Genomic DNA, 15829 nt, shown 5'->3' on the forward strand with positions numbered 1-15829 from the left:
ATGGCCCCCAGGAAGGACTTGGGGGCCATATCTGTAAGCACACTCGACGACTTTGGATTTACCAGGGGGAGGGCTTGTAGTCCTTGAGGAATACCCCGTACTGGTCCTCGCCGTTCTCGCCCATCACGATGGGGTCGTACACGCGGGCAGCACCGTCCACCAGGTCCAAGGGCGCGTGGAATCCTTCTTCCATGAGCCGCACCTTGGTGTAATGCGGGCGTTCATCCGTGATCCAGCCGGTGTCCACGGCGGTCATGAGGATGCCATCGGAATCCAACATCTCCTGGGCGCTGGTGCGCGTCATCATGTTCAGGGCGGCTTTGGCCATGTTGGTGTGAGGATGTCCCGGACCCTTGTAGGCACGGGAGAACTGCCCTTCCATGGCCGAAACGTTCACGATGTACTTTCGGCGTGCCGTTGAGCGTTTCATGGCATCGCGCAGGCGGCTGACCAGCAGAAACGGAGCTGTGACGTTGCATAACTGCACTTCGAGCATTTCGAGCGGATCCACTTCGTCCACTACTTGCGTCCAGCTGTTGATAGTGGCGAGGTCGGGGACCAGCCCGCCGGCATCGATAGCCGTTCCGGATTCGATCCTGGCCAAAGACGCCGAACCAGTAGAAAGCGCCAGGGAAGTGATGGCGTCTCCGGCAAGGACAGGATGTTCGGTGACGCTGCTGGCCAGGGCCAGTGGATGCTTGTCATGGGCGTGGCCGAACGTGACGAGTTCGGGGCCTCCGTTGGCAGCGTCCAATGCGGCCGGCAAGGGCTCGTCCTCGGCGTCAACCAAGGGTTTGTAGGCGTTGCCGGAGCGTCGCACGGTTTGCGCGGCATTGTTGATGATGATGTCCAGCGGGCCGGCCTTGTTCAGGGAGTCCGTCAGGGCCATCACCTGGGCGGGATCACGGAGGTCGATGCCAACGATCCTCAGGCGGTGCAGCCAATCCGCGCTGTCTTCCATCGCGGCAAACCGACGTGCCGCGTCTTTGGGGAAGCGTGTTGTGATGGTGGTGTGGGCGCCATCCCTGAGCAGCCGGAGCGCAATGTACATACCGATCTTGGCGCGGCCACCGGTCAACAGGGCATTGCGGCCGGTCAGGTCCGTGCGGGCATCGCGTTTGCTGTGGCTGAAGGCAGCGCACTCGGGGCATAGCTGGTGGTAGAACGCATCCACCTGGGTGTAGTGCTGCTTGCAGATGTAGCAGGGACGTGAGCGGATCAGATGGCCCGCGACCTCGCCGGTGGCTGAAGGAGCAAGCTTGTTGCCGCGGGTTTCATCATCGATGCGGTCCGGCGCAGCTGTTGCGGTGAGGGCAATGACTGCACGGTCGGCTTCCGCGATCAGGTCCCGCTTGGTGACGCGGCGGTGCCGCTTGACTGCTTTGAACATCTTGCCCGTTGCACGACGGACCGCGACGTAGTCCGGGTGCTCCTCGTCATAGACGTGGATTGTGGTCAGAACCTTGAGGCAGGCCTGGATCTCTTCAGGCGTCAGATCGGTGGAGCTCATTGACCTGATTTTACAGCCTTGGGAGCCTGGGGCCTGCCTCGGGTTCTACCAGCACAGCCGGTGATGGACGGAAGCCTAGCGGCCGGCGCCCTGTGATGCTGTGTCTACTACGCGGGCCTGGATGCCGGCAGCTACCTTTTCCGCAGAATCCCGGATATCGGGGTCATCCTGCGTGGCAGCCTTAACGGCTTCCGGCAGGCTCCGCCGGTACTCCGCGGACAACGCGAGCTCCTCTTCGCCGGGTTCAGGAACAAGCTGTCCCTTGGCAAGGACGGTGATCCCGGATTCGGTGACCTTGTAGCCACGCGCCTTGTCCAACGCCGGGTCCAGTCCGATCGCGGCGCCGGCAGGGACCTTGACGTTCTTGTCCAGGATGGCCCTCTTGATCACTGCACCTTCGCCGACGCGGACCTTATCCATCAGTACTGAGTCCTGGACACGGCTGCCAGCCTCCACGAAGACGTCGTTGGAGAGCACGGAACCTTCAACGATGCCGCCTGAGATGACCACACCACTGGCCACGATGGAGTCCAGGGCGGTACCCACCGTGCTGTTGCCGCCGCGGACAAACTTGGCGGGAGGCGAGATGCTCTGGCGGGTGTAGATGGGCCATTCGGAGTTGTAGAGGTTGAAGATGGGAACGGGGGAGATGAGGTCAACGTGGGCGTCGTAGAAGGAGTCGATGGTGCCAACGTCCCGCCAGTACGTACGGTCACGTTCGGTGGCACCAGGGATGTCATTCAGTGTGAAGTCATAGACCCCGGCCTCACCCTTGTCCACGAAGTAGGGAATGATGTCCCCGCCCATGTCGTGCTTTGTATCCAGTCGCTCGGCGTCAACGTGAAGCGCTTCAACCAGGGCGTCGGCGTTGAAGACGTAGTTGCCCATGGAGGCGAGGAACTGGGTGGGATCGGCCGCAAGCCCGGGCGTGCTGGCCGGCTTCTCCACGAATGCCGCGATCTTCTGGGGATCGTTCTGGTCAACTTCAATCACACCGAATTGGTTGGCCATGTTCAGCGGCTGCCGCACGGCTGCTACGGTAGCCTTCGCGCCGCTGGCAATGTGCTGTTCCACCATTTGTGAGAAGTCCATGCGGTAGACGTGGTCTGCGCCGACCACAACCACAATGTCCGGAGCGTCATCGTGAATAAGGTTCAGGGACTGGTAGATGGCGTTGGCGCTGCCAAGGAACCAGCTCTTGCCGACGCGCTGTTGCGCGGGTACGGAAGCTACGTAGCGGCCCAACTGTGTGGACATGCGCCAGGTCTCGGAGATATGTCGGTCAAGGCTGTGCGATTTGTACTGCGTCAGAACCACGATTTTCAAATATCCCGAATTGACCAGATTCGATAGTGCAAAGTCAATAAGCCTGTAGCCTCCCGCAAACGGAACCGCTGGCTTCGCCCTGTCCGCCGTCAAAGGCATGAGGCGATTGCCTTCGCCGCCGGCCAACACGATTGCCAATACTTTCTTCAACGCCATGGTCATAGCTCCCCGTACGTCTTCGTAGCCCCCAAAAGTCCGATTTTCCGGACCCTTTCACACTAGAACACATAAGCCGGAACGACTACGTTGGGTAACGTGCGAATAGACATTGTGACTAAAGAATTCCCTCCGGAAATTTATGGCGGTGCCGGTGTCCACGTTGCCGAGCTCAGCCGTGTGCTGGCGAAGCACGTGGATCTTCATGTCCGGGCGTTTGGCGCCCCACGTGAGGCCGACTACCACGGGGCCACCGTGGACTCCTACGCCACACCCCACGACCTCGGCGACGCCAATGCTGCCCTCCAGACGTTGGGCGTGGATCTTCGGATCGTTCCGGATATTGCGGGAGCGGATCTCGTCCACTCGCACACCTGGTACGCGAACATGGCAGGACACCTCGCTTCGCTCTTGCATGGCATTCCCCATGTACTGAGCGCACACAGCCTGGAACCGTTGCGTCCGTGGAAGGCCGAACAGCTCGGCGGTGGCTACGCGTTGTCCTCATGGGTGGAGAAGACAGCCTACGAAGCTGCCGCGGCGATCATCGCCGTATCCGATGGAATGCGGCAGGACATCCTGCGCAGCTACCCTGACGTTGATCCCGACAAAGTCCGGGTGGTACATAACGGGATCGACGTTTCCCTGTGGGAACGGGACGAAGAAAACGACGCCATCCGCGCGTTGGGCATGGATCCCGCCAAGCCAAGTGTGGTGTTCGTTGGCCGGAACACGCGCCAAAAGGGGGTCCCCTACCTGTTGCGCGCCGCTTCCAGCCTTCCCGCCGATGTTCAACTGGTCCTCTGCCTTGGTGCAGCTGACACTCCCGAATTGGCAGCTGAGACAGCGCGCCTCATTGAGGAGCTCCAAAGCAAGCGTGAGGGCGTGATCCTCATTGAGCGGATGCTGCCACGCCGGGAACTCATCCAGGTCCTCAGCCATGCAACAGCATTCGCCTGCCCCTCCATTTACGAACCGCTGGGCATCGTGAACCTTGAAGCCATGGCTTGCGGCGCCGCAGTGGTGGCAAGTGCTACGGGCGGCATTCCAGAGGTTGTCCAGCACGGCGAGACCGGCCTCCTGGTTCCCTTGGAGCAGGTCACTGACGGCACGGGAACACCGCTTGATCCTGAAAAATTCGTGGCCGATTTCGCTGCAGCCCTGAACGATGTAGTTGCGGATCCAGCGCGCGCCCGCAAGATGGGCATTGCTGGCCGGCGACGTGCCGAGGAACATTTCTCGTGGGAGTCCATCACTGAAACCACGCTTGAGGTGTACCGGTCCGTGCTCGGCTGAGCAGCTGACCGTCCTGGAAAGCAGGCAAAACGACGACGGCGCCGCCCCCTTGAGTGGGGACGGCGCCGTCGCGCTTTGGCGAAACTTCCAAAAAAGTTCACCGTTCGGAAATCACATCCTGCTACCGGGACTTTGACCCTTTCAGGGCCAGTAACGACTTCTCGTCGGCCGGCGCGGAGCCGCTGGCGCGCTGCTTACGGAAGTGGGTGCTGGCCTCATCCTGGCGGCGTGCTTCGGCGCCGGTCGCGATTGACGCGCGCAAGTGCTCGGGTCCGTACCCAAAGGCGTCCACGAGGTCCAGCGCATGGGGGCGGATCTTGACCAGCAGCCGGTTGATGTACGTCCCTACGGTCCGGCCGCGTTGCATCGACAGCCGGCCGTTCATGAGATACCACGACAAGTGCTTCTCGATGAGCGAAAGCCCGAACAGATCCCGCAGCCAGGTGAGGACCCGCTTGGTTCCCTCATCGGAAACCTCCGCCAACGCCTCCGTGAAGGCTTCCCACTGGAGGAGCTCGGCATGGGCTTGAGCGGCTTCGATGAGTTCATGCTGGTGCTGGTTGAACAGGGCTGCCGCCTGGTGCTGCGGCAGCTTGTTGGCACCCTTCAGCGCAGCACCTACTTCGGCCACCATGGACTGCACTCGGTCGGTCAGCAGGGTCCGCTGGCCTTCCTCGTCGCGCAAAGCCAGTGCTGCTTTCTGCACCGAGCCCGTGTCAGCTACGAACTGGGCAACTTGGCGCAGGCCCGTCCTGTGCAAGGCGACACCTGCGGCCTGGTCCACTACATAGCGCGCAAGCACGCCGAAGTCGGCACTGCGGAATTCCTTGGCGTAGTCAGCCAGAAGCCGCTTGGCCACCAACTGCAGCAGGACTGTGTTGTCGCCTTCAAAAGTCACGTAAACGTCAAGGTCCGCGCGCAGCGAGGCAAAGCGGTTCTCGATCAGGAAGCCCGCGCCACCACAGGCTTCGCGGCATTCCTGCAGGGTATCCAGAGCATGCCAGGTGCTGAGGGGCTTCAGCGCGGCCGCCAAGGTTTCCAGATCCTGGCGGTCGGCGTCGGTGTCGTGGGCACCGGAGAAGACGTCGTCGAACTTTTGCAGGAGTTGCTCGTGGGCAAAACCGGCGGCGTAGGTCGTAGCAAGCCGGGTGAAAAGGCGCCGCTGGTGACGCTGATAGTCCAGCAGGACTTCCTCGTCGGTGGGGGAGGAAGCGTTGAACTGACGGCGCTCGGTGGCGTACTGGATGGCTGTTTTGAGTGCCACCTTGCTGGCCGCCACGGCTGCCCCGTCCAAAGAGACCCGGCCCTGGACCAGGGTTCCGAGCATCGTGAAGAAGCGGCGGCCCGGGCTCTCGATGGTTGATGAATAGGTGCCATCCACAGCTACGTCGCCGTAGCGGTTCAGGAGGTTGGTGCGGGGGACACGGACATCCGTGAAGTGGAGCCTGCCGTTGTCGATGCCGTTCAGGCCGCCCTTGATGCCGTCATCCTCCCCGCCGATGCCTGGCAGAAATTCTTTGGTGGTGGGGTCGCGAAGCTCTACATAGAAGGCGTGGACGCCGTGGTTAACGTTCTTGGTTACCAGCTGCGCAAACACGACGGCGGCCAGGCCATCGTTTGCTGCGTTGCCGATGTAGTCCTTCCAGGCTGCCCGGAAGGGGGTGTTGATGACGAATTCCTGGTTCGCTTCGTCATAGGTGGCCGTCGTGGCGATGCTTGCGACGTCGGAGCCATGGCCCGTCTCTGTCATCGCGAAACAGCCCGGAATGGCCAGGCTCATGATGCCGGGGAGCCATTTGTCGTGGTGCTCCCGGGTCCCAAGGTGCATGACAGCAGAGCCAAAGAGGCCCCATTGAACACCTGCTTTGATCTGGAGGGAGGGATCGGCCGTGACGAGTTCTTCGAACCCGGCAATGTTGCCGCCGTGGTCATCGGAGCCGCCCAGGCGGGTAGGAAACGCCCGGTGCACGGCATTGTTATCCACCAGGAACTTCAACTGTTCAAACACGCGGGACCGGTGTTCGGTGTGATGGAGGCCTTCAATTTTCCGGACATCAGGATGACCCGCGATTTGGCGGGCCTGGCGCCGGATGTGGGCCCACTTGCCCAAGAGCTGTTCACCCAGTGCCGCGACATCCACCACCGGGTCCCCACCCTGCTGGCTGGAGCCGCTGGTGTGCTTGGCCGCATCCTCGCGGCCGGATGGTTGACGGGCTGATGGCGCCCGGTCCACTACTTCAGTCATGTTGATTCCTTCTTTGGTTCCTGCAACTGATGGATCATTGCCCATGTCAGTTGGCTGCTTTGAGTTCAGGAGCGATTCCCAGGCATAGCCAGTCCGTGATGTGCCCGGCCATGGTGGCCTGGTTCGGTTTACTGCCGGAGGCAGGGCTTCCCAGCCACATTTCACCGGCATTCCGAACGAGCCCAATGGCTGCAGTTGGCCAGTACTCGATCAAGGCCTCTTTCTCTGCACCGAGGTACTGCCGCATGGGCGTGGCGATCATGTCGGTGATCTGTTCGAAGAAGTTTCCCAGCGCGCCCGACGCGGCAATGGCATCCTGCGAGGAAGCTTCCCCGGGCGTCAACCGGGTGATGAACGCATAAACGTTGGGGCTGGATTCCGCCATTTGCAGGTAGGCCGAAACCATGGCGTAGAGGCCTTCGCGTGGTGTCTGCGCCGATTGGGCCGCTTCTTTCATGCGGCGTTGCATTTGCCCCAGAACCACTTCACCCATGGCCTGTTGAAGGCCTGCCTTATCGCCGAAATAGCGGTAGTACACCGACTTTGACGTGCCCGCGGCACCGGCGATGTCTTCCATGGACGCCTCGCTGCCCAAGGCATGCACAGCCCTGCGTGCTGCCTTGATGAGCTCGCGCCGACGCTCCTCGCGATGGCTCTGCCATCTGGCGGCACGCCCATCTACCGCAGGGTCCGGGTTGGCGTTGCCGGACTCCGTGGCGGCATCAACAGCACCAGCTTGGGAAGGGGCAGGTGCGTTCGGAAAATCTGTACGGCGACGGTTCACGATACCCAGCGTATCAGGTACGCTGGGTATCAGTAACTGGTATTCATCGAAGGAGTCAAGCATGGCTGCAGCAGACGCACCCGCGGGCACGAACACAGGCACTGCCGGGACTGGTACCGCGGGAACAGGTACAGACGGCTTCGCAAGCGCAGAGCGGGGCAAGGGCATACAAGGCACGCGTTCTGCCGTGATCGTTGGGGGAAACCGCATCCCGTTTGCCCGCACGGGCGGCGCTTATGTGAAGTCCTCCAACCAGGACATGCTTACTGCTGCGCTGGATGGACTGATCGCGCGCTTCGGGTTGCAGGATGAACGGATCGGTGAAGTAGCGGCCGGAGCGGTGCTGAAGCATTCCCGGGACTTCAACCTCACCCGTGAGGCTGTATTGGGTTCGGCGTTATCTCCGGAGACACCCGCGTACGACCTTCAGCAGGCATGTGCCACGGGACTGGAAACCGTGCTTGGGCTTGCCAACAAGATCAAGCTGGGCCAGATCGAATCCGCGATCGCCGGTGGCGTTGACTCCGCTTCCGATGCCCCGATCGCCGTCAGCGAGGGGCTGCGGGAAATCCTGCTGGACCTCAACCGCGCAAAGACCTCCGTCCAGAAGTTGAAGGTCCTGGCGCGCATCCGCCCAAAGGACCTGGCCCCGGATGCTCCCAACACCGGCGAACCACGCACCGGGCTGTCCATGGGCGAACATCAAGCCCTCACTACGGCACAGTGGAAGATCAGTCGGGAGGCACAGGACGAACTGGCCTTTAACAGCCACCGCAACCTCGCCGACGCGTACGAGCGCGGCTTCTTCGAGGACCTCATTACTCCGTACCGCGGCCTCAACCGGGACTCGAATCTTCGCGCAGACACCACGTTGGAGAAGCTCTCCACACTGAAGCCTGTCTTTGGCAGGAACCTGGGATCCGAGGCCACCATGACCGCCGGCAATTCGACGCCGCTGACCGATGGTGCCGCAACGGTCTTGCTTGCCACCGAGGAGTGGGCGGACAGCCGGGGTCTGCCCAAGCTCGCCACCGTCCTGGACGGTGAGGCAGCCGCCGTCGACTTTGTCCACGGCAAGGACGGACTTCTGATGGCGCCGGTCTTTGCCGTACCGCGCCTCCTCGCCCGCCATGGGCTGTCCCTTGAGGACTTCGACTTCTTCGAAATCCATGAGGCCTTCGCCGGGACCGTCCTCAGCACCCTGGCCGCCTGGGAAGATGAGGACTTCGGACGAACGCGGTTGGGGCTGGACGGCGCGCTGGGGAAGGTGGACCGCACCAAGCTGAACGTCAACGGTTCTTCACTTGCTGCCGGGCACCCATTTGCAGCAACCGGTGGCAGGATCGTGGCCTCGCTGGCAAAGATGCTCCATGAAAAGGGAGCTGTGGATGGAAGGCCGGCACGTGGCCTGATTTCCGTGTGTGCCGCCGGCGGGCAGGGCGTTGTTGCCATTCTGGAAGCAGCCTAGGGGAGCGTGATGACAGACAAATACGCCAAAATCGTCAGCAAGGGACTGGGAAAGGACGTCGCCAAAAGGCTCGGCCTGCCGCAGCCGGTTGAACTCCGCCGATACCAGCCGGGCGCACCGCTTATCACTGGACCGGTGCTGGTCAACGGCGACAGCCTGGGCGCAGATGACCTTGCCACCACGCTTCTTGGTTGGGGTCTGGACATTCGCCGTCATGCATTGCCAAAGGAAAAGCTCGGGGCCATCATCGTTGTCCTCGACGCCGTGCAGCACCCGGAGGACCTGGGCAAGCCAATGCTGACACTTGGCGCTTCCTTGCGGGACCTCTCGCCCAACGGACGCGTCATTACGCTCTCAAGAACGGCCCGGTCGGCACCAGCTCCTGCTGCGGCGGCGGCCCGGCAGGGCATCGATGGCCTGCTGCGTTCACTGGCCAAGGAATTGCGCGCCGGTGCCACCGCCAATGGCATTCTCCTCGATGAGGATCTAGCCACCACAAGCCCGTCAGCCCTGGGAGCCCTCCGGTTCTTCCTTTCAGGCCGCTCCGCCTATGTGGATGGCCAGTTCCTGACGATCAGCTCCTCCTCCGGCAGCCTGCCCTTTGACGCCGGGAAGCCCCTCGCCGGAAAAGTAGCCGTCGTCACTGGTGCCGCGCGGGGCATTGGTGCCGCGATCGCGCGGACGCTCCACCGTGACGGGGCAAAGGTGGTGCTGGTGGATGTCCCTGCCGCGGGGGATCATCTGGCAGCAATAGCCAACGAGGTCCGTGGGACCGCCCTCCAACTCGACATCACCCGGGACGACGCCGGTCACCGGATGATCGACCACGCAGTGGAACGCCATGGCAGGCTCGACATCGTAGTCCACAACGCCGGCATCACGCGCGACCGGCTCCTGGCGAACATGGATGAGGGCCGCTGGCAGTCTGTCATCGCCGTCAACATCGCCGCGCAACTGAGGATCAATGAGGCCCTCCTGGTATCGGAGCACTTCAAGGAAAAGCCGCGCATCGTTGCGGTGGCATCCACCAGCGGCATTGCCGGCAACAGGGGCCAAACCAACTATGCCGCGTCCAAGGGTGGCGTGATTGGAATGGTGCGATCAACAGCGCCGCTCATGGAGTCCTTCGGGGGGACGATCAACGCTGTAGCGCCAGGGTTTATTGAGACAGAGATGACCGCCCGGATGCCATTCGTCATACGGGAAGCAGCGCGAAGGGCCAATTCCCTCAGGCAGGGTGGCCAGCCACAGGACGTGGCGGAGGCCATCGCTTTCCTTGCGAGCGATGCCGCGGGAGGAATCTCGGGCGAAGTCCTTCGCGTATGTGGACAGCAACTGGTGGGAGCATGAGCAAACCGCAGCCGGTCATCCTTGGGGAGCTGCCGTCGCTGCCCAAGCTTTACATGAATGCAGCGGCAACTGCCGCCCGCCGCCGCGTCCTGGGGTCATCGGCGGGGCAGGCGACATTGCCGGCAGTTAGCCACGAGGTCATGGGCGTCCAGGCGGATGTCGCCAACCTGACCGCCTACCAGCACCTTTTGGGGGAAACCGCCAGTGACATCCTGCCAGCAGGATTCGTGCACGCACTGGCCTTTCCGGTGGCCATGAGTGTGATGAACCGGGATGATTTTCCGTTGCCGTTGCTCGGGATGATCCACCTCAGGAACCATGTAGAGCAGCAGGTTCCCATTCAGTTCACAGAAGCCCTGGACATCAGGTCCTGGTCAGAGAACCTTTCGGGTCATCGGGCGGGTACGCAAGTGGATGTCATCGCCGAAGTCCGCTCCAGCTCCTCAGGCGAACTGCTGTGGCGGGGAGTATCCACATACCTTGCGAAAGGAGTCTTCCTGCCTGGTATCGACAAGCCCGGAAACTCAAGCGGCTCCGGGGACAATGGCAATTTTTCCCCTCCGGACCCCACGGCCCTGTGGCAACTGGACCTGGACATCGGACGCAGTTATGCCGCCGTGTCGGGCGATTTCAATCCCATCCATCTGAGCGTCCTATCGGCCAAAGCATTGGGCCTGAGGGGATCCATTGCCCACGGCATGTACCTTGCCTCCCGGGCGTTGGCAGATGTCGGAGCGGTCAAGTCTGATGCCTTCGCCTGGGACGTGACGTTTGAAGCGCCGGTATTCCTGCCGGCCCGGGTGGCGCTGGACATCTCCACCATCCAGGCGGAATCCGGGGCTTGGCAGCATTCGGACTACGTGGCGTGGAACCCGCGCAGCGGCCGGCGTCACTTCAGGGGCAGCGTGGCTCCCTTGTCTTAGGCCCTCCTTAAATCCTTGGGGGCGGGATATTCTCTTCAGACGGACAGCCCGCAGGAGGAGAGTCTTGCCACATGAACCAGATAAGTTTGTGCGTCTCGACCTACAACCGAGTTGATGACCTGAAGAGGCTGCTCTCGAGCGCCCTCGCCCAGGAACCCGCAATTCCCATCATCGTCTATGACGATGCATCCTCGGACGGCACTTCAGAGGTGGTTCGAGAGCAGTTTCCCGCCGTCGACCTTATTACGGGTCAGGAGAATGTCGGTTTGATAGCTGCCCGGAACATCTGTATCCGGGCAGCATCAACTCCACTCGTCCTCATCCTCGATGATGACGCGTACTTCACATCTGCCTCCACGGCCCGGCAAACGGTGGCCGATTTCTCGTCGCCTGCGATTGCCGCAGTTGCAGTCCCCTTTGCCGAGAACGGCGCCCTCATGCAGGGCGACCAATCCAGCGGTACCGTTCAGCTTGCCCGTAGCTTTATCGGCGCGGCGCATGCTCTGCGCCGCGATGCTGTGCTTGCCTGCGGTGGTTTGCGTGAGTCCTATAGGTTCTATTGCGAAGAATCGGATTTATCGATTCGACTGTTGGCTTCGGGCCTCGTAGTCAGGCACGGAACTTCGGATCCGGTGCAGCACTGCCCGAATGCTGACCGCCAACCTCTGCGTAGGCGCCAACTGCGCTGGCGTAGCGAACTTCGCTTCAAGTGGTGCCACACGCCAGCTCTGTTTCTGGTGCCGGTGCTCGTAGGTCATGTGGGTCTTCTGCTGGTGAGGTCGGCGCAATTTGGTGGTCTTCGGGAATCCCTTCGACTGTGCTACTCATCCTGCAGGGACGTCTTCATGTCGCGGTTCGAACGCAACGGTGTGGATGTCCGGATCTACCTTCTGTGGAGAAGACTTGCCAAGCTTCCCCGTTTGACGCTGGACGCGGCCGACCCCGTTCTTGCAGTTCGACGTAGTCCGCAGGAGCGGCACGTTCAGGGGCGCGGCATATCGCTCAAGCGATGAGCCAGGCAATTTCCATTGGCGCGGAGTGATGATCATGAGGGAACGCCACCTGACCGTACGGCGACAAGCAGCTGCAACCAGTGACTCCATCTGGGCTGTTTTAGCGGATTTCGGCAACCTCGCTGACGTCTGGAACGGCCTAAGGGCATCACAAACCATCGGTAACAGGACCCAAGGGCTGGGTGCCCGCCGTCGGGTACATTTGTCGCCCGTCGGCTCGATGATCGAAACCGTCACCGAATGGGAGCAAGGCCGCGCCCTGGCCACGAGGAACGAGCCATCGGCGCTGGTGCCCTTCAAAGAAGCCGACTCCAGGCTCGTCCTCCAGCCAGATGGCGAAGGGACCGCGCTCACCTTTGACTACCGCTATGTGCCCAGAGGTGGGCCCGTCGGCCGCCTGACGGGTCCTTTGATTGACCGAATGCTGAGGGCGACCTTCGAAAGTATGCTGGCAGCGGTCGAGAAAGCTGCCAGCCAAAGCAATTGAGAGGGGCCCTGGGCAAACGGTCGGCCGCATTCGAACATATGTTCTATTCTTGGTTTATGAGACCCAAGCAAGACTCCAAAGCTTTCGCCCGCATGATGTTGCAGACCGAGGCGGAGGCCAACCACCCGAAGCCTGACGATGGCAAGATCATGGAGCTTGAGCCGGCCGCCCAACCGCTTGTCCGTGTTGGTGAGGTGTATGGACGGGCCATCAAGTACACACGGACCTACGGCCTTGTGGAATGGATGGATGATCGGCGGGACTATCATGTGGAATGGTTTCCGGCCGGACAGATCAAACGGGTGGCCTTGGAGTCATGGAGGGGCTGGCCGTTGGCTTAGTAAACGCCACCCATGACTGGAATGGACCCAGCATGGTTGAGGGAACAAAAAAACCCCGGTTTCCCGGGGCCTTCTTTGTGCGCGGAGGGGGACTTGAACCCCCACCCCCTTTCGAGGACTAGCACCTCAAGCTAGCGCGTCTGCCATTCCGCCACCCGCGCAGGTGGTGTTCAGAGAAGCCAATCTGCACCTTCCGGTGCTTCACTTTCCTCCGAAGCAGCGAGAAAAACTCTAACACGGTTTGAAGCAACTAAAAAATCGGTGCTGGTCAGGACGGCCTAGAGGCTTTCAACGCGTGGCGGCGCCCGGAATTGCTCAACTGAAGGCGCTTGCGGTGAGTAGGCTGGTGAAACACGGGACGGTAGAGCTGCGGGGTCCGCAGTGCGCGTCGCCGGCACCTGCAGCCCAGCCAACGCAAGGAGAATTTCCATGTCTGTCATCCGCCCCGAAGACGAAGTTGTCCGGATCTGCCAGGAGCTCATCCGGATCGACTCCTCCAACTTCGGCGACGACACAGGACCGGGCGAACGTGCTGCTGCGGAGTACACGGCTGGCCTGATCACGGAAGTAGGTCTTGAGGCCGAGATTTTCGAGTCTGCACCGGGACGTGCCAACGTCGTCACGCGCATGGCGGGGGAGGACCCTTCAGCTGACGCGTTGGTGGTCCACGGACACTTGGACGTTGTACCGGCCCTGAAGGATCAGTGGAGCGTTGACCCCTTCAGCGGTGAGCTGAAGGACGGACTGATCTGGGGTCGCGGTGCCGTGGACATGAAGGACATGGATGCCATGATCCTTTCGGTAATGCGGGACTTCGCCAGGACTGGCCGCAGGCCCAAGCGGGACATCATTTTCGCCTTCTTCGCGGACGAGGAAGCCGGCGGCACCTATGGCGCCCGGTATGCCGTGGAGCACCGCCGCGAATTGTTCGATGGCGCCACCGAGGCCATCTCCGAAGTGGGTGGATTCTCCGCGACTATCGGTGGCCAGCGCACGTACCTGCTTCAAACTGCCGAAAAGGGCTTGTCCTGGTTGCGGCTGGTTGCCCATGGACGGGCCGGCCACGGCTCGCAAATCAATACGGACAACGCGATCACCCGGCTCGCGGCGGCCGTCACCAGAATCGGCGAATACAAGTGGCCTGTGGAACTGACTCCCACCACCAGGCAGTTCCTGGACGGCGTCACCGAACTCACTGGCGTGGAGTTTGACGCCGACAACCCGGACATCCTGCTCAAGGAGCTTGGCACCGTCGCCCGTTTCGTGGGAGCAACGCTGCAAAATACCTCCAACCCCACCCTGCTCCGCTCGGGCTACAAGCACAACGTCATCCCGGAATCGGCCGAGGCCTTCGTGGATTGCCGAACGCTGCCGGGCCAGCAGGAACTGGTGTTCGAAACCATCAAGGAGCTTGCCGGGGATGGCATCGAGATCAGCTACGTCAACAAGGATGTCTCCCTGGAGGTGCCGTTTGCCGGCAACCTCGTTGACTCCATGATCGACGCCTTGCACTCCGAGGACCCGGGCGCCAAGGTGCTTCCCTACACCCTCTCGGGAGGGACAGACAACAAGTCCTTGAGCAAGATCGGCATCACCGGCTACGGCTTCGCTCCACTGATGCTGCCCGACGAGCTTGATTTCACGGGCATGTTCCACGGGGTGGACGAGCGGGTTCCGGCAGAGTCCCTGCAGTTCGGCGCGCGGGTCCTCAACAAGCTGCTGAGCAACTACTAAACGCAATCTTCAGGAAAGACGGTGGGCTATGAATCCAGAGGAAATCCTTCCGGATGCGCTGTTGGAGCGGCTCCGCGGGCGGGCGGCTGGATATGACCACGACAATCTCTTCTTCCATGAAGACCTCGAAGAGCTGGCTGCCGCCGGTTACCTGAAACTGTTCGTGCCAGTCGCCGACGGCGGTCTGGGACTTGGTCTGGAAGCGGTAGCTGCGTTGCAGCAGCGCCTCGCCACGGCAGCCCCGGCCACAGCACTGGCAGTCAACATGCATCTGGTCTGGACCGGCGTCGCGCATGTCATGGCTGCTAGGGGGGACGACTCGCTGGACTTCGTGCTGAAGGAAGCCGGCAAGGGGGAAGTGTTCGCTTTCGGAATTTCGGAAGCGGGCAACGATTCAATGCTGTTCGATTCCACGACCCTTGCGGAGCCGTTGCCTGACGGTGGTTATCGATTCACCGGACGGAAGATCTTCACGAGCCTCTCCCGTGGTTGGACCCGTCTGGGAACGTTCGGCAAGGACGCAAACGCCAGAAACGGAGAGGGCGAGTTGGTTTTCGGATTCATCCATCGTGATGAACCCGGGCACGAAACCCTCAACGATTGGGACACCCTGGGCATGCGGGCCAGTGCCTCGAACACCACCCTGTTGAAGGGAGCGGCGGTTCCATCGGAGCGGATCTTCCGTAAACTGCCTGTCGGGGCCTAACCAGGACTTACTGATATTCGCGATTTTTGCCTGCTTTGAGACCTTGTTGGCAGCGGTCTACACCGGGTTGGCGGAGCGTGCGTTTATGCTGGGCATTGAAAGCGTCAAGCGAAGGGTCTCGGCGAAACACGGAGGACGCAGTTTCGCCCAGGACCCGGACATCCGTTGGAAAGTTGCCGACGCGGCCCTGGCCATGGACGGCATTTATCCCCAGTTGTCGACCGTTGCCCGCGACATCGACAACCTGGTGGACCATGGAGCCCAGTGGTTCCCCAAGCTTGTTGGACTAAAGTCGCGTGCCACAGAAAATGCCCGTTACGTGGTGGATCTGGCGATCAGGGTCACGGGAGGATCCAGCTACTTCCGCGGCTCGGAACTGGAACGCCTCTACCGGGACGTACTCGCTGGAATTTTCCACCCGTCCAATGACGAATCGGCGCACAACACAGTGGCGAGCGCCTGGCTTGGGCCCCTGGACGGCTGAGGAAAC

The 15829-nt window shown here is 61.6% G+C and carries 12 protein-coding genes, 1 tRNA gene and 1 pseudogene; 9 read left to right on the forward strand and 5 right to left on the reverse strand.

The genetic code is table 11. The annotated features are described in order from the left end of the window. Window positions 1-58: 58 nt before the first annotated feature. Together LDP01_RS03805 and glgC are read right to left on the reverse strand one after the other, a co-directional pair. On the reverse strand, window positions 59-1510 hold the full coding sequence (locus LDP01_RS03805) for an SDR family NAD(P)-dependent oxidoreductase (RefSeq protein WP_224090299.1): 1452 nt from the start codon (window positions 1508-1510) through the stop codon (window positions 59-61). A gap of 75 nt (window positions 1511-1585) precedes the next feature. Then, window positions 1586-2998, reverse strand: coding sequence for a glucose-1-phosphate adenylyltransferase (glgC, locus tag LDP01_RS03810; protein WP_224090301.1), 1413 nt, complete (start codon window positions 2996-2998; stop codon window positions 1586-1588). 93 nt (window positions 2999-3091) lie between these two features. Here glgC and glgA point away from each other — a divergent pair, with 93 nt between their 5' ends. Further along, window positions 3092-4288: a glycogen synthase gene (gene glgA, locus LDP01_RS03815; protein ID WP_224090303.1), complete on the forward strand. Its 1197-nt coding sequence runs from the start codon at window positions 3092-3094 to the stop codon at window positions 4286-4288. A 121-nt stretch (window positions 4289-4409) separates the two neighbouring features. Here glgA and LDP01_RS03820 read toward each other — a convergent pair whose 3' ends face one another. After that, on the reverse strand, window positions 4410-6533 hold the full coding sequence (locus LDP01_RS03820) for an acyl-CoA dehydrogenase family protein (RefSeq protein WP_224090305.1): 2124 nt from the start codon (window positions 6531-6533) through the stop codon (window positions 4410-4412). Window positions 6534-6579: 46 nt separating this feature from the next. After that, complete coding sequence (locus tag LDP01_RS03825; RefSeq protein WP_224090312.1) at window positions 6580-7380, reverse strand: TetR/AcrR family transcriptional regulator; 801 nt, start codon at window positions 7378-7380, stop codon at window positions 6580-6582. On the opposite strand from LDP01_RS03825, the gene LDP01_RS03830 reads away from it, so the two are divergent. The 6 genes from LDP01_RS03830 to LDP01_RS03855 all read left to right on the forward strand — a co-directional run bounded on the left by LDP01_RS03830 (window position 7379) and on the right by LDP01_RS03855 (window position 12899). Further along, complete coding sequence (locus tag LDP01_RS03830; protein WP_224090313.1) at window positions 7379-8785, forward strand: acetyl-CoA C-acetyltransferase; 1407 nt, start codon at window positions 7379-7381, stop codon at window positions 8783-8785. The genes LDP01_RS03825 and LDP01_RS03830 overlap by 2 nt on opposite strands. 9 nt (window positions 8786-8794) lie before the next feature. Further along, window positions 8795-10135, forward strand: a complete 1341-nt coding sequence (locus LDP01_RS03835) for a 3-oxoacyl-ACP reductase (RefSeq protein WP_224090314.1) — start codon at window positions 8795-8797, stop codon at window positions 10133-10135. After that, window positions 10132-11058, forward strand: a complete 927-nt coding sequence (locus LDP01_RS03840; protein ID WP_224090316.1) for a MaoC/PaaZ C-terminal domain-containing protein — start codon at window positions 10132-10134, stop codon at window positions 11056-11058. Before LDP01_RS03835 ends, LDP01_RS03840 begins: the two co-directional genes overlap by 4 nt. A gap of 71 nt (window positions 11059-11129) precedes the next feature. Then, window positions 11130-12071, forward strand: coding sequence for a glycosyltransferase family 2 protein (locus tag LDP01_RS03845; RefSeq protein ID WP_224090317.1), 942 nt, complete (start codon window positions 11130-11132; stop codon window positions 12069-12071). A 34-nt stretch (window positions 12072-12105) separates the two neighbouring features. Continuing rightward, window positions 12106-12558, forward strand: a complete 453-nt coding sequence (locus LDP01_RS03850; RefSeq protein ID WP_224090319.1) for an SRPBCC family protein — start codon at window positions 12106-12108, stop codon at window positions 12556-12558. Between the two features lie 56 nt (window positions 12559-12614). Continuing rightward, window positions 12615-12899: a hypothetical protein gene (locus tag LDP01_RS03855; protein WP_224090321.1), complete on the forward strand. Its 285-nt coding sequence runs from the start codon at window positions 12615-12617 to the stop codon at window positions 12897-12899. A 78-nt stretch (window positions 12900-12977) separates the two neighbouring features. On the opposite strand, the gene LDP01_RS03860 is transcribed toward LDP01_RS03855, so the two are convergent. Next, window positions 12978-13060: transfer RNA gene (locus LDP01_RS03860), tRNA-Leu, on the reverse strand. A 268-nt stretch (window positions 13061-13328) separates the two neighbouring features. Here LDP01_RS03860 and LDP01_RS03865 point away from each other — a divergent pair. Next, window positions 13329-14633: a M20/M25/M40 family metallo-hydrolase gene (locus tag LDP01_RS03865; RefSeq protein ID WP_224090323.1), complete on the forward strand. Its 1305-nt coding sequence runs from the start codon at window positions 13329-13331 to the stop codon at window positions 14631-14633. A 28-nt stretch (window positions 14634-14661) separates the two neighbouring features. Beyond that, window positions 14662-15823, forward strand: a pseudogene (locus LDP01_RS03870) (acyl-CoA dehydrogenase family protein). Window positions 15824-15829 lie beyond the last annotated feature (6 nt).

This window comes from Arthrobacter sp. StoSoilB13 (assembly GCF_019977255.1).
Lineage (GTDB): Bacteria > Actinomycetota > Actinomycetes > Actinomycetales > Micrococcaceae > Arthrobacter.

Coding starts and splice junctions, on each gene's coding strand:
- LDP01_RS03830 (WP_224090313.1), top strand. CDS start 7,379: ATGGCTGCAGCAGACGCACCCGCGGGCACGAACACAGGCACTGCCGGG.
- glgC (WP_224090301.1), bottom strand. CDS start 2,998: ATGACCATGGCGTTGAAGAAAGTATTGGCAATCGTGTTGGCCGGCGGC.
- LDP01_RS03855 (WP_224090321.1), top strand. CDS start 12,615: ATGAGACCCAAGCAAGACTCCAAAGCTTTCGCCCGCATGATGTTGCAG.
- LDP01_RS03840 (WP_224090316.1), top strand. CDS start 10,132: ATGAGCAAACCGCAGCCGGTCATCCTTGGGGAGCTGCCGTCGCTGCCC.
- LDP01_RS03850 (WP_224090319.1), top strand. CDS start 12,106: ATGAGGGAACGCCACCTGACCGTACGGCGACAAGCAGCTGCAACCAGT.
- LDP01_RS03825 (WP_224090312.1), bottom strand. CDS start 7,380: ATGCTTGACTCCTTCGATGAATACCAGTTACTGATACCCAGCGTACCT.
- LDP01_RS03845 (WP_224090317.1), top strand. CDS start 11,130: ATGAACCAGATAAGTTTGTGCGTCTCGACCTACAACCGAGTTGATGAC.
- LDP01_RS03865 (WP_224090323.1), top strand. CDS start 13,329: ATGTCTGTCATCCGCCCCGAAGACGAAGTTGTCCGGATCTGCCAGGAG.
- LDP01_RS03805 (WP_224090299.1), bottom strand. CDS start 1,510: ATGAGCTCCACCGATCTGACGCCTGAAGAGATCCAGGCCTGCCTCAAG.
- LDP01_RS03820 (WP_224090305.1), bottom strand. CDS start 6,533: ATGACTGAAGTAGTGGACCGGGCGCCATCAGCCCGTCAACCATCCGGC.
- LDP01_RS03835 (WP_224090314.1), top strand. CDS start 8,795: ATGACAGACAAATACGCCAAAATCGTCAGCAAGGGACTGGGAAAGGAC.